At 60.1% G+C, this 13,271-nt stretch carries 12 protein-coding genes and 2 pseudogenes; 8 read left to right on the top strand and 6 right to left on the bottom strand.

Annotated elements, in window-relative coordinates; translation table 11 throughout:
• The first annotated feature begins 33 nt into the window (after positions 1–33).
• Entirely contained in the window at positions 34–630 is a 597-nt protein-coding gene (locus ACNEOT_RS16115; protein ID WP_415975056.1) for a TetR/AcrR family transcriptional regulator, read from the top strand.
• Between the two features lie 50 nt (positions 631–680).
• On the opposite strand, the pseudogene ACNEOT_RS16110 reads toward ACNEOT_RS16115, so the two are convergent.
• From ACNEOT_RS16110 to ACNEOT_RS16090, 5 genes and pseudogenes are all read right to left on the bottom strand, one after another.
• Positions 681–982: pseudogene (locus tag ACNEOT_RS16110) on the bottom strand (helix-turn-helix domain-containing protein); the annotation flags it as partial.
• An 84-nt stretch (positions 983–1,066) separates the two neighbouring features.
• A pseudogene (locus ACNEOT_RS16105) lies at positions 1,067–2,081 on the bottom strand (tyrosine-type recombinase/integrase); the annotation flags it as partial.
• A 447-nt stretch (positions 2,082–2,528) separates the two neighbouring features.
• The gene (locus tag ACNEOT_RS16100) at positions 2,529–2,978 is read right to left on the bottom strand and encodes an alpha/beta fold hydrolase (RefSeq protein ID WP_415975055.1); all 450 of its coding nucleotides are present in this window, start codon (positions 2,976–2,978) and stop codon (positions 2,529–2,531) included.
• Positions 2,979–2,993: 15 nt separating this feature from the next.
• The gene (locus tag ACNEOT_RS16095) at positions 2,994–3,599 is read right to left on the bottom strand and encodes a hypothetical protein (protein ID WP_415975054.1); all 606 of its coding nucleotides are present in this window, start codon (positions 3,597–3,599) and stop codon (positions 2,994–2,996) included.
• Positions 3,600–4,055: 456 nt separating this feature from the next.
• Complete coding sequence (locus tag ACNEOT_RS16090) at positions 4,056–5,282, bottom strand: hypothetical protein (RefSeq protein WP_415975052.1); 1,227 nt, start codon at positions 5,280–5,282, stop codon at positions 4,056–4,058.
• A 352-nt stretch (positions 5,283–5,634) separates the two neighbouring features.
• On the opposite strand from ACNEOT_RS16090, the gene ACNEOT_RS16085 reads away from it, so the two are divergent.
• The 4 genes from ACNEOT_RS16085 to ACNEOT_RS16070 all read left to right on the top strand — a co-directional run bounded on the left by ACNEOT_RS16085 (position 5,635) and on the right by ACNEOT_RS16070 (position 9,265).
• On the top strand, positions 5,635–6,798 hold the full coding sequence (locus tag ACNEOT_RS16085; RefSeq protein ID WP_415975051.1) for a TerD family protein: 1,164 nt from the start codon (positions 5,635–5,637) through the stop codon (positions 6,796–6,798).
• Between the two features lie 485 nt (positions 6,799–7,283).
• On the top strand, positions 7,284–8,027 hold the full coding sequence (locus ACNEOT_RS16080; RefSeq protein WP_415975050.1) for a hypothetical protein: 744 nt from the start codon (positions 7,284–7,286) through the stop codon (positions 8,025–8,027).
• Between the two features lie 29 nt (positions 8,028–8,056).
• Positions 8,057–8,632 (top strand): hypothetical protein, encoded by a 576-nt coding sequence (locus ACNEOT_RS16075; RefSeq protein WP_415975049.1) that lies wholly within the window; start codon positions 8,057–8,059, stop codon positions 8,630–8,632.
• A 168-nt stretch (positions 8,633–8,800) separates the two neighbouring features.
• Complete coding sequence (locus ACNEOT_RS16070) at positions 8,801–9,265, top strand: hypothetical protein (protein ID WP_415975048.1); 465 nt, start codon at positions 8,801–8,803, stop codon at positions 9,263–9,265.
• A 43-nt stretch (positions 9,266–9,308) separates the two neighbouring features.
• On the opposite strand, the gene ACNEOT_RS16065 is transcribed toward ACNEOT_RS16070, so the two are convergent.
• The gene (locus ACNEOT_RS16065) at positions 9,309–9,770 is read right to left on the bottom strand and encodes a hypothetical protein (protein WP_415975046.1); all 462 of its coding nucleotides are present in this window, start codon (positions 9,768–9,770) and stop codon (positions 9,309–9,311) included.
• 676 nt (positions 9,771–10,446) lie between these two features.
• Here ACNEOT_RS16065 and ACNEOT_RS16060 point away from each other — a divergent pair.
• The 3 genes from ACNEOT_RS16060 (at position 10,447) to ACNEOT_RS16050 (ending at position 13,199) form a co-directional block, all read left to right on the top strand.
• Complete coding sequence (locus ACNEOT_RS16060; RefSeq protein ID WP_415975045.1) at positions 10,447–11,040, top strand: SMI1/KNR4 family protein; 594 nt, start codon at positions 10,447–10,449, stop codon at positions 11,038–11,040.
• Between the two features lie 249 nt (positions 11,041–11,289).
• Entirely contained in the window at positions 11,290–12,003 is a 714-nt protein-coding gene (locus ACNEOT_RS16055) for a hypothetical protein (RefSeq protein WP_415975043.1), read from the top strand.
• Positions 12,004–12,161: 158 nt separating this feature from the next.
• Positions 12,162–13,199, top strand: coding sequence for a hypothetical protein (locus ACNEOT_RS16050; protein ID WP_415975042.1), 1,038 nt, complete (start codon positions 12,162–12,164; stop codon positions 13,197–13,199).
• The last annotated feature ends 72 nt before the right edge of the window (positions 13,200–13,271 follow it).

Raw genomic sequence — 13,271 nt, 5'->3', positions numbered from 1 at the left:
ATCGTGGCTCACCGGGGGCGATACAGTCAAGTGGTGGCCCGACCATTCGATCAGCACAAGCGCTCGCAGATTTTGGCGGACGTTGTGGAGTACATGTGCACTCACGGCGTGGCGGACCTCTCTCTCCGACAGGCGGCGGCGTCACTGGGAACCACATCGCGAATGCTGGTGTACTACTTCGGCACGAAGGAGAACTTGCTTGCGGAGGCTCTGGCGACGCAGCATCCGAACCCAACTGAGATGTTCCTCGGTGTGCACGACGGTGATTCGCTTCGGACCGGTTTGCTGACGTGGTGGACGACAATGCGAGGTGACAACGACACGGCGAGAAGCACGCGACTTATGTTGCAGGCCATGAGTAGAGCTGTGGGAGGCGATTGTCCATTCACCAAATATGCAACGCGCCTCATCACCGAAGGAGTCGCCGATGTGAGTGCCGCTATCGTCCGCACGGGCGTGCCCGAGCAGCGAGCAGCCGATCTGGCCACGGGTGCGATATCGGGTCTGCGCGGAATTTTGATGGATTACGCAATCACAGGGGACGCGCGCCGGACCGATCTGGCAGCTCGACGCCTGATCGAACTAATTGTCAACGATGCGTGTCCGGAACGAGCTGAGGTTACTGCCTGACTGCCGATCCACGATGTGAAGGGTCGACCAGCCAGTGGCTGGACGCCGCGCCGGATTGTGTTGTTGAGTTCGACGACGTTCGGTGCCGATGACGTAGCAGTTCGCTTCTTGCGTTCATCCGCTGGCGTGACGGTGACCAGGTTTCCATTCCGCAGCCGAAGATGTCGCAGAGCGCAGCCATCATCTGCAGCGAGACACGTTCGAGTCGTTGGGTGATGAGACGGTAGACCTGCGGGCGGGAGGGGGAGATTCCTCGTTCGAGTAGGCGGGGGATGAGGTCGGTGCTGTTGTGCATGCCGTGTGCGGCCATCAGCTTGGGGAGGCGCCAGCTGTAGTCGACGGTGCGCTTCACAAGAGATTTCTCCTTCCATTCCGAGAGCGGCGCTCAGGTCGCATCCAACGCGCGCCTCAAAGTTCGAGTGCGGGATTCGCTCTACACGCACGTATAAAGGGAGGTGGTGCTGGCGTGCTCGTGGCCCATCTGCTCTTACACGAACAACGAATCCAGCCGTCTTCGATCAAGTGGGTGGCGTCCGAGCGACGAAGTGAGTGCAGGTCCAGCTCGGGGAGAGCTGCAACTCGGTGCAGTAGCGCCGAAACCGGCGTATCAAAGTCGATTCGGCAACGAGCGCAGCACGTTCCGGCGGGAACAGATCGAGGCCCGCATCGAGATAGGGCTGGCCGTGGGTTAGTCAGTCGTCGACGATCTCGGGGGTCCAGTCGAATACTGTCAGGACGCTGCGCCGTTTCGGGGGTGACCCGCGTTTGGCTTTGCCGTAGCGCACGTTGAGAACTCCGAAGCGGCCGAACTCGCGTGCGTGGGGATTGCGGGCGAAGTCGACACTCTGTAGGTGACGTACTTCGTTGAAGCGCAGCCCATAGGCGTAGGCGAGTTTGAGCATCACCGCGTCACGGTAGGCCGGCAGCCACCCTTTGCGGTCTATCGCCCCCATCGTCTCGACCTGGGTGTCGGCGTGGTCGGACAACAGTTGCAGCTCGGTCTTGGTGAAGGCACGCTTCGACGGTGTCTGCTCGTTGTCCTGAACGTGTGCTGCGGTGTTCCACTCGAAGAACACCTGTGCCGGGTGTGTACCGAAGCGGCTCTCGCACAGCCGATCCCACCCGTAGTCGGGGTTGCTGATGTAGGAGCAGAACAGCTTCAGTGAGGTCTGATAGCTGCGGATCGTCGAATGTGCGATTCGCCGGATTGAGCGGAGGTCTCCGAAGTATTCCTCGACCATGGCCGGGGTCCATGCCCACGGGAACTCGTTGGTGTAATCGATGAACCGCACGACCACCTGCTGTCGCTGCTCGATGGTGCCGAGCTGCAGGTTTCGGCAGAGCTGCTGGTTCCGCCATCCCGTGAGCATGTCTTTGACTGTTTGCTCTTCGGGATGCAGTGGGGTCACCGATTCGACCAGGACGACGCGCCCGCTCTTATCGACCCCCATGACACCCCTTCGCTGTCTCGTTCAACGAATCAATGATTCACCAAATGAATCATATCTGGCAATAGCACTGCCGGAGAATGACGTTGAACAGCGAAAACTACAGATCGCTGACGACGAGGGAAGGCCGTTCGGACGAGCAGGCGTTCAGGCAGCGCGTAACATTTTCTCTCTGAATAGATTTCGCATCCACATTGCAGTCAGCTCCAGCGCGGCAGCAGAAGTCTGTTGATTCATCGGATGCAACATGCAGCTGTTTACCCAAAATAATCTCTGTTATCGGCGATTAAATACTACGAGTGAGCGGTTGCGGCCCAGGGCTTTTCGGCTATTAGTAAGCCGCGCCGATACGAGCGAATGCGCTCAACGGAGCCAACTGCCCGCAATCGGAACCGCAAACGCGCGAGGGTGTCGGCCGATCCAATTGTGAGGTGTGCGGCGCCGGGTCGCTCATAGTTGGGCGAGGTGCGAGGTAATTGCCTTCCAGACTTGCTCGGGTGCTTCCTCGGGCGCGAAGTGTCCCGCGCTTTCGATGGTGCCTGTGTTCAAGTTCGTCAGGCCAGCGTTGCGGAATCCGGTCGCGTAGTCGGCGAGGTTCCCACCTTCGCTGCTGCCGCGCAGGTAGAGGGTTGGCGTGGAGATCTCATCGGTAGAGCGGTTGTTGTCGTCTGTGTCTGTGCGGAAAGCGCGGTAGAACTCGAATCCCTGTGTTAGAGCCCCCGGGTCGGTGTAGCTCGCCGTGTACCGGTTACGTGCCGGCTCCGGTATGGCCTCGGGGTTGGCGGAGATGGCGTCGTAGCAGTAGTCGAAGTAGGCCCGAATGTTGTTCTGTGCGAGTTTCTCGGGTAGCGCCGGGATGGAGTGGAAGGCGAAGTGCCAGATGTAGGGGTTCGTCAGCACGCTCTCCCATGACCGTCAATCTCTGTCAAACACTTGGTGCCGTTGGCTTGCTCGGCGGACTGTTTTCCCGGCAGGTCGACGGGCTGCGCGGCGTCGCCGCTTAATTTCATTCCAACGATACTCGTATTCGGCATGCCGGATCGAACCATCGAGCAGCCAGCACTCGTCACACGTAATGCTCTCGATGGACGGTGCCGTACTAGACGCCACCAATATTGCAGAGATGCGGTGCGCGGTTTGCGCGTCCACCACAGCCATGTGAACTAGGTGCAGAAGTGTAGCGATGACTACTGTCGGTGCCGATTCCTTGTGCCGAATCACGACATCGTAGGGAGACAGTGCGGCAAGCGGGTCTTCGCGTATACGCACGACCAGATCCGCGATCCCGTCTGCGACGACTCTGTGGGCCTTTCTTTGGTCTGCGGCTTCGTTGCCTGCGTGCCAGTACGCTCCGTCGTACTCCAGTCCGATCGTGTCACCGCCCGCCGTGCGGAAACGCATGTCCAAGTGCATTCTCCCGTCGCTCGGTAGCTTCAAATCTTGCTCGCCGCCTCCGAGAACAAAATTCAGCAAGTCGAAAATCTGCGTTTCCAGACGTGAGGACCGCGGCTGGTCGCCCACGCATGCAGGACAACTATCACCTCTGAAGTATCGACCGCGTGCAGATCCTGACCAATGTCCTCGCATACGGCGAAAATACTTGGTGGTACCGACACACTTCGCGATCAGCCAGCAAGTTGGCCAGGTTTAATCTAAGCAACAACTGAATCGCGGCACGGTTGAGACAATCGATGTCAAGGCATCCGACGTTACCGTCAAGGTTCCACGGCCGCCGCGCCATACGAACGTCATGTGTTGACAGTGTTCGCCGGCAAATTCCACGATCTGTGTTTCCGCGCAAGCAGGTTTGAGGTTGTACCTGATGCACTGTTGTTCTCCGACTAGCCACTTCCACTCGTGGGCTTCCAGTGACGACGACACCGGTGTAATTTCACCACCGACGCGAGCCATTGGCGCATCTGGTGCTGGACAACGCGCAGTTTTGGGGGATTGCCGTTGCGCAACCCGCGCGGACGTTCAGTTCGAAGTGGCTCGCTCGGAGTCGGCCTGCACACCGTCGGCGCGCAGAGCCGTGACCAGCTGGCTCAGGGTCGTGAAGACGTTCTCGGGTCGTCCGAGTGTGCGTTGCGCCTCTCGGAGTTGTGTGCCGGTATGAGTTTCGGCGCAGACGTAGTCTGCGTAGCCGGCGGCGCTGGACAGGTGAAACATGTCGACTAGGTCGTTGCGTCGCCATTTATTTCTGTGGTCGATGAAACGCCGAACGAACAGTTCGGAGACAAGCCCAACCATGGGCGAGTCAGCGAACATTCGCGTCAAATCGGTGTCACTGAAGGTGGGGAAGTCGTTGGATTTGGTTAGCCGGCGGTAGGCAGTGGTGTAGAAGCCGATGTTTTCGTTCCAGTAGCGGCGTCGCGCGAGTTGGCGGCGTTGTTCTTTCGGTAGACGCGTCGCGCGGATTTGCGCGGTGATGGTTTCGTGGTGGCGTACCCAATTTGTGATCGGGTCTTTTTCAATTGTCTTGGGGTCGATGAGTTGACTCAGAACGACGCTCGGCATGGTCAGCATCGCCATAAACTTGTCGATGTTGGGTGTTTTATCGGTGATGCTAAGGGACGTGTCCCTTCCGAATAACGCGCCGGGTTCGGTAACGATGGGGTGTAGGACGGGTGAGTCCTGTGTAAGTCCCAAGTGCAGTCGGATGGAGCGGTCAACCTCGTGCTTCCACAGGTCGAGCGGGTGCCTGATCTGCCATCCGCCGGCGAGGCGTGCCATGGCCAGACCAATCTCATAGCGTAGTTCGCCGTGCAGCCCAGCCGTTTCGAGGAGGTGTCCAGTTGAGAGGGGCAAGACAATGCCGGCGTCGCAGGCAAGAAATATGAGCTCCTCAGCCGCGTGCCGTTCGTCGAGGTTTTCCACGCGCAGCGGGTCGTTCATCGCGTCAGCGACGGTTCGCCATCGATTCTGGTCCAGGTAGACAGATGGTCGGCCTTTCAGAGCGGGTGGGGATGTCGGGTTGAACCCTTCTGTAATGATGAGGTCGTTCCTGGTCGTGGTCGATAGGATCCACCACTTTTCCCAATCGAATGTCGACGTCGCAACCGGGGAGTTGGTTGGCCGGTATTCGGTGTCGAGTTCGGCGTCGTGAACCTCCCCGCTTTGGTACACGATTCGCAAGGTGCCGGTCTGGTAGTCGACGTGCCAGTACTTGAATCTATCTGCGGATATGACCAACGATTCGTCCACGAGCGCAGGCTACCCGCGGGGTCCGCCACAGACGGTCAGGGCGCGTCCGGCTTTCACAAGCGATCACGCCGCAGCTCTACCAGTCTCGTGGCCTGAAATCTGTAGGTTGATCAGGAAATGTTCGCGATTGCGCCGCTCGAATCAAGAACGAACACCCTGCTGCGTTCGGGGGAACATCTGTATGCCGCCGGATGGGTCCTGCGCGGTCGCTGGGCTGCTGCACCAGTAGTGGCGCACGCGAATCGCGAAGGGTCGGAACATGCAGCAGTTGCAGATGGGCCAAAACTGCGTGGTGAGTGGCAGTCACCTGAGCATCGAATTCACTAATCAGTAGGGGGTTTTCGATGCCGAGTTGATGGCCCTGTTGATAGGTCGTGACTCCCAAGCAAGGTCCGACGAGGATTTGGTGTTCTTCAACCGGGTGAACTCGCCTTGTCAAGGTGTTGTGCTTGCGGTCCCCCGGCGGATCGAGTTGAGACTAGATCGCTTGTCCGTTGACGTGGCAGCAGTAGTGGTGGCGGTTGCGGATGGTGGAACCAGTGCGGGACGGGCGTGCTTCAACGGTGGTATCGTGTCCGTTCGTTCCGACGAGGGGTTCGACGCAATTCACCAGCTCGGTGGGCTGACGTCGGGAAGATGCGTTGTGCTCGTCGAGGTGTATCGCTCCGGAGAGCGATGGAAACTTCGGGCGGTCTCTAGAGGATGGTCGGATGGCGTGTCTGCGTTTGTGGAGTCGTACGGGATCGAGGTCGATTCGGACGCTGACACGAGAGTCGATGGTGGCCAGGCTGGGAGCGTAGCGGTGTCGATGATCGTAGTTCCCGACCAGTTCGCTGGGGATCCGATCGGGTCGGGCGAGGCCGCGTGGCGGAAGAAGCGTGCAGGGGAGTCTCTGAACGAATTCGAGGAGCTTCACGCGGTCGAGTACGAGGCGGGGTTGGTCAGAGGCACGCACTTCCTGAAGTGGGGTGAGGAAGTTGCCAGACTGAAGAGGGAAGGTCGTCTCGTCGAAGCGTTGGAGATGTTGCTCGAGGTGATCGCTGCAACAGAGCGAGAGCAGGCGCGGGAGTACGCGAATGCGCCTGTGCGAGCAGCGCATTCGGCCGGCCGGTCGAGGAGATCGTGGTCCGTGAGACGCCGCCGGGCTGGACACACAATGCAGCGATCGTCTACCGGAAGCTCGGCGACCTGTGTGGGGAAATCGCCGTTGTCGATCGGTGGCTGGCGCATACGGGGGACTCATCGAAATGGGTTGGCGCAACGCATGCGAAGCTCATTGCACGACGGCAAAAGGCGTTCGAGTTGTTGCAGAAGAGTTCTGGGTGATGGTCCGTCGATAGGCGGCGCAGCTTGGGAACGGGTCACGTGTGCTCAGGTGCCGATGTTGGGCTGCTTTGCAGGCGTGTGTACTGACATGATCTTCTGCGAATCGAGGTGGATCCGCGTGGAGCAATCGGTGTTCGAGCGTGCCGCGAGCGTGTCACTACTTGGTTCAAACGGGTGTGGATCGACGTGAACCGGTTCGGACGAAATCGCCTGGTCAGAGGCTGTGCGTTGGATCCGGGTGGGTCCATCGAAGTATGGTCGATCTAGCTGGGGGTCAAGTGGTCGCAGGTTCAAATCCTGTCAGCCCGACAGATAGTCGCAGGTCAAAGGCGGTTTCGGAGAAATCCGGGGCCGTCCTTTTTTGTGTGCGTGCCGCGAGGGTGTCACTACTGAATGCTTACATCGTCGAGTTCGGCGCTGAAGGGGTGTCCACCTGGATCCACCGGTGTCCGGAAGCCTGCGCGTGTTGAGTGCATAGACCTCAGTCGACGAAGCCACTTGATTCGGTTAGTTCATCGTCAAGTAGCTACTGGGTCCATGGGAATCCGGGTCGGAAACCTGGGCGTTGAACACCAACGCTTTCCAAGCAATTACCGGTAACCCTGCAAATCAAGACTGACCGTATAGCTCACCCGCTCGCACCGCCAGAAGCAGTTCAACCGTGTCGTACTTCCAATGCCGGCGGAGCTCGCCTGCGATAACTTTGTTTGCGGCCGCACGGTGAACGGGCCGACGGTGGAGGCGGGTATGGAGTACGTAGAAGACATCGATCCGAACGAGCCCGGAGTCCGGCGCGTGCCTTGGAGCAGTGTGGGTGAAAATCCCCCCGAGGTCCGCGCACACATCGCTCGCAAGGAAGCCATCCGCGAGCGGAAGGCCAACCGGCGGGATGTTCATCCCCTACGGAAGCCACCCCTCGAAGACGAGGGCCTACTGGTCGAACCCTCTGAGAGGTATCCGTTCTCGCTCGATGACGCACTTCTCGGCGGGGTTCAGATACAGGTCGGTCGGCTCCGCATCTTCCGAACGGGTCTCCAGTTCGACCTTTCTGCGACATCCGTTCACGAGGGCGGCGGGTTGTTGGGTGACCGCCTCAATCTGACGCATCGTGTGCGTCCTCCCGCAAAACACCGGATATATCTAGGTCTCGTGCTTCCGACAGGCAAGGTGGTAACGAACAAGAAGAGCTTCGCGTGGGATGCCCCCGAGGACGACGACGCAACGACCCCCTGGCTGTACGGGGGAGGAAGCTACAGCCGTCAAACGGAGACCGGTGCAACGTATTTTCTCAGCCCACTCTCCGAATCTGGACCGATCACGTTGTCCATCGCATACGCGGAACTCGGACTGAACACCGCCGCGAGCGTGTCGATCGATCTCGAACACCTTCTGCAGGTCGAAGGACCAGACACTCGATAGCACGCTTCTGACGAGGACGGAACCAACAGATGCTCGAAATGCACGGAACGGTCACTGCCGAGCTCCAGTCGATCTGCCTGGTAGACGACCCAGCGTCCGATCCGGCGTATCCCGACGTGGAACCGGGGGCGGAAGATGTCGACGACTATCTCCCGCCCCCGGACCCGCCCGAAGGTTTCGACCTACTGACCGCCGCGCCTGGCGTTGTGACCGTTACGACCGGAGCGATGCGCGGCAAAGTCAACCTTACGATCCGCGTACTCGACAACAAACCATCTGCGCTCGCGCCAGGCATCTGGGACACGGTCGAGGAGATCGGATTCCGCGCTCTGAGCGGATACACGATGCCTGCGTCGGGCGAGTACTACCCGTTCTCCGCCGCCGGCTCGGGCGTGTTCCAGTCGTCCGTCACAGCGAAAGGCACCGGGTTCTATCGAGTGCGCGCCCACGAGCGGAACCGAAAACTGACATTGGGCATCCATCGCGAGGACCACGAACCCGCCACGGAAGAAACGTATCTGTTGGAGATATGGGCCACTGAGGACGAGGACGAGGACGAAGGTCGGCGACGGCTCCGAGGACCGTACCCGACGTTGCTGCGATAACGGGCTGGTAGCTCACGCCTCGTGAGCCGCGAAACTGATGCGGCACAGCACATGCAGAGCTTTACTGGTGACCCTGCATATCAAGACTGGTCGTATTGCGGCCAGTCCGACACCTTCCTGGACTACAGACTCAACGGCTTACAAGTGACTGCAATTAGAGTTGGTCCCGTGGCTAGAACCCGCAAACATCGATACGCGCCCATCGCGGCTGTCGCTGTCGTGGGCATCATCGCCGCCGTGTGGTGGGCGATAGCGGTGACGTACACCCGAACGGCGACTATCGCGATCACGGCCACTTATTCCAGCGACGAATCGAACGCCCCCAACGCAGACATCCCAACGTTGAGAGGAACTGGTCTCGACCTGAACGGCTGGGACCCGGTACATCAGGTCAGCGAGCGACTCGCGTACCAGCGTGGTGGATCGGCAGCGGACTACTCCGACGCCGTGTCGATCACTCCCACCGGCGATGGCGTCGCAGGGCTGTCCGTTACCGCGCAGGCGGGCACCGCAGGCGAGGCAGCAAATGTGGCCAATGAAGCCGCTGCGATCGTGGTCGAGTTGTTCAACGCCGTGCCCACCGTGCCCGCAGAGGTTGTCTTCCATGCCGATATCGCCGAACCTGCACGCTGACAAACCCTCTGAGGAAGCTGAGCACGGGCCGGGGTACGTGAACCTAGACCTCCCCGAGGCGGTCCACTGTTCGAGCGGTGCGGTCTGCTGCAGGAGCGAGCAGGTAAGCGAATAGATAACTCGACGCCGGTATTGCTGCCAGTGCGATCCACCAGGTCGGGAATCCGTCCGTGCCGGTGGAGATTTCACCTGCAGCGACGACCAGCCAGCACAATGCAAGCGCGGTCACCAGCGTGACCGCAGCTGCGGTGCACGCAGCGAATCGGTATTCCCAGGTGCGGTGTGATCGTGCGGGCCACACTCGGTCCGACCACAGAGCGTAGCGGCCACCACCGACCGCGACCACGCCGACGAGCAGCCCGACCACGGCACCGCAGAAAGCAGGAAACACCAGCAGCGCCAACCAGGACATGGACCCCTCGAGGACCCAGGGGAGCATGACACCCACGCCGGTGCAGGCACCGACAACAGCGGCTACCCTCAGTTCCTTCTCGACCCAGTCCACTGCTTCACTAGAACACGTCCGTAGCGCGCTGTCGATCAGTACTGCGCTGGGCCTTCCTCGCTAGCACCTCGCATGTCTGTTCGCTAAGTTGTTCTGTGCCTGCCTCGTTCAAGTTCGATGTACATTTGGTCAGGATTAGTTTTCATGTCGAGCACCGGGACCGTGTCGGTCGATCACCATCAATTCGTCCTGGGATCTCCCAGCGCTGAAACCTACGAACCCTCGACGACCGGCAGTGTCATCGAAGTTGGCCCCAACTTCGTCACCATCATGACCGGCCTCGCGTATGGACCGGTAGCCGTGTGCATCGAGACGCTCGCTGAACACCCTGGAGAACCGAGCGCATCGTCGGAATGGGAAGTAATCGAAGAATGCGGTACGACAGTTTGATCTGGCGATTTCCCCTCTACCAGGGTGCAGGTCAGCCGATGGGTAGTCCTGAGTTCGAGCCGCCCGAAGGATGGATGCGTGCACTCGACGCGGTCGCGCGCGATCTGCAGTGTTCGAGTGGGACACGAGGTCACACTGGATCGCCCGGTGTGGCAGTTCGAGATGAACTCCGACCATTACGTAGGTATCGGCTGGGGCACGTCCCGGCGATGACTGGGACACCGGCAGCCAATTGGCGGATATGCAGTATTCGAAACGTGCTGTACTCCATGGCTAGGGTTTGCTGATGCACCAACTTGCCGACGAATGGGCGCGCATCCTCTCGTGGTGCCAAAAACGAGCGCCAGTGACCGCAGCCGGCGTCAACCCGCCAGCAAAGGCCGAGAAGGTTGCACGAGCTGAATCCGCAACCAGAAGGCAATGGCCCTCGGACTTGCGGGCATGGTTCGCGCTCCACAACGGTAGCGATCAAGGCCGAGCCTTTCCTCAGGTGATCCCCGGTTACAGGCCAATGACTCTCGCGGAACTCGAACACGAGTGGACTTCACTGTGCCGCATTTGGGCACCCACCACAGCGGCAGTAGGGGGCGATGATTTGCTTGCCGCTGCAGCTGGCACCACCGCGTTCACTTTTTTGGAGTCTTTCATTCCAATCGCAGCCAATGACTCCAGCGACTACTTGGTCATCGACACCCGCAGCGGTGATGAAATGGGCTGCGTTGTCGAGTTCGCCGGCGAGGACACCGACCAGGGGTTGATGCGCTGGCCATCGCTCGCAGCCATGATGAAAGACGTCGCCGATGCCCTCGACTCCGATAGTTCGTGCAGGGGCTGGGTTCCTATTGTTGAAAACGGATACTTGGACTGGGACTTCCCGTGACTGCCGCACGCTGAACTCATGGCTGATCTCCCGAATTGACCGATCGCCGTCGCCTGGACAACGGTGCGATTCGCGATTTCCTGTTCTCACGGTCCAGATCAGGCGCGCCGATTGTCTCTTGTGCAGTAACCTCGCTGCAGGTGACCCCGAGTCCGCGACCTTCGTGTTGCGGTTCGCCTAACACTTGGGGCATGAAATGCGCGGACAGTACGGCTCGATCTGGGACCAACATAGAACCATAGTTCCGACGTGCGATATCGCCGCCGTTCAATCATCGGCCGCGTCGTCGTGATGGAGAACCGTTTCAAAGAGGACCCCCGACTGGGACTCATCATCGCCTGCGTCGGCCGACTGATCGAGTCCATCGCCACCCGCGATCGATGGCAGATCGCTCGCAACACGACGGGCCCGTTGCTCGAAGAGCTACTAGCGGGGCAGTCCGACGACCGATTCTCGATGGGGGAACGGTATTCCCAGCCAGGGCTCGAGGGGGTTCCGATTGCAGTTGCGGACAACCGCGTCGCACTCGTCGTGGGAGCTGTGAAAACCGGGATCGACGCCGCGTCGACCCCTGTGACTGCAGTCCTCGTGGCAGCCCCAGAACACCCCCGCCGCTGGTTGGTCGCCGCGCTCGACTTCGATTTGGTCGTCGACAACGACTTTCAACGCTACGTCCAGTTCGGTGCATTCTCGGAGAAGGCAGACCTGGCTGTCATCGCCGCTCACGGCACACTCGACCCTGAAGCCTCGGCCATTGACTGGGATAATCCCGATACCGTTCTGCGAGAACGAGATAACGGCGTGTTCACCGTTGCGGATGCAGTTGCGGGTCTTTCCGAGTACAAGCGGTCTACGTGGGGGTGGATTGCTGAAGACCGGGTTATGTTCAGCAGTCTTTACTTGCGCGCGAAGTATCCCGGATTGGTCCGCGATTACCCCTTGTCCACCTCGAAAACTGAGTAGCAATGGCACATCGCCCGCAAGGTTCGCTGTGGTGCCGGGTCTCGCACCTACAACGACGTGGGCCCGCTGATCTCTGTCAGCCGCGTGAAGCACGTCGCAGATCGCGTAGGCGCGGCGCACTCTGACGTAGGGTTTCGATCCACAGAGAGGTGAATCCGATGTGGTGCCATTTCGTTGGCGGCAATCTCGATCAGCAAGCGCTCGACATCGATGAGCGCGAGATCTCCGAGTACCGGGGTGTACCGATGTGCTCACCACCGCAGGACCCGAAGCTGGTGCGTTCGCACGGGATGGGCGTCTACTCCGACACCGGACGAACTGTAACTGTCGATGGGCGTATCGCCCGCGTCTTCGAGCTTTACGGCAACTGGCAGAGTGTCAATCCACCTCCGTTCGCGGTCAACGACTTCGCCTCCGGGCCGGCCGTCACGGCGTGCGGCGCGGATCAGCCTGTTCCTGAGTTCTGGTCGTACGCCGATCTTCTCGGGGACGTCTCGGCCGGTGATTGGGTGCGCGAACGGATCCCGCGATTCGGGAGCACAGTGTCGGCGCTGGTTCCTGACGTCTACCCCACGTACCTTCGGTTGCTGCATCCCGCGTGGACGATCCGCGAGCTGGATCGCGACCGGAGTCCCGTCCGCTGGAGGATACTTGTGGATGCGTTGGGTGCGGTGATGCATCAGACCGTTGCGTGGGGGTCGATGATCGAGGCCGGTGTTCGATCCGGTCGGGAAACAGGCGAAGGGAGCCTGTGGGACGCCTCGCCCACTACTGGTGAACTGCCCGCATGCGAGATCGTTGCATTGGCCACTGTGCTTGCCGAGCACACCACCACACCCGATGACTGCTACTTCGGATTCTGGGAAGGACGTGGCTTCAGAGGCGTCCCTGAGAACCATTCCAGGTTGACCCTTCCGGGCCGAAGGCACCTGCTTGTGCGCGGGTCGGTCTGTGACGCGGGGCGTGAGTTGCAGGGATTCTTGCCGAACATCTGGTGGCCCGCGGATCGTGCGTGGTTCGTAGCGAGCGATGTGGATCTCATGTCGACCTACGTCGGAGGGGCGACGGAGTTGGCCAATGCGCTGTACGGCGAGATCGAACTGTTCGAGGCCATCGACTCGTGGCGTGGTGCCAGAATCACGTGGGACTGCGACACCATCAATCCTCGGGCAGCAGGCCCGCACACCCACGATTGAGCATTCCTCTGCCCTCGATCGAGAACTCGATCACGTGCCTGACGCGCCTGAGGTACCACTGACTGTAATGGT

It is taken from the genome of Rhodococcus sp. 077-4 (assembly GCF_047782425.1).
GTDB lineage: Bacteria > Actinomycetota > Actinomycetes > Mycobacteriales > Mycobacteriaceae > Rhodococcoides.
Note: the sequence above shows the minus strand (reverse complement) of the source record. Positions and strands in the feature narration are given on the sequence as shown.

Bases quoted from the DNA above. Each gene is read 5' to 3' on its own strand.
- ACNEOT_RS16080 (WP_415975050.1), top strand. From the start codon at position 7,284: ATGCCGGCGGAGCTCGCCTGCGATAACTTTGTTTGCGGCCGCACGGTG.
- ACNEOT_RS16075 (WP_415975049.1), top strand. From the start codon at position 8,057: ATGCTCGAAATGCACGGAACGGTCACTGCCGAGCTCCAGTCGATCTGC.
- ACNEOT_RS16060 (WP_415975045.1), top strand. From the start codon at position 10,447: ATGCACCAACTTGCCGACGAATGGGCGCGCATCCTCTCGTGGTGCCAA.
- ACNEOT_RS16050 (WP_415975042.1), top strand. From the start codon at position 12,162: ATGTGGTGCCATTTCGTTGGCGGCAATCTCGATCAGCAAGCGCTCGAC.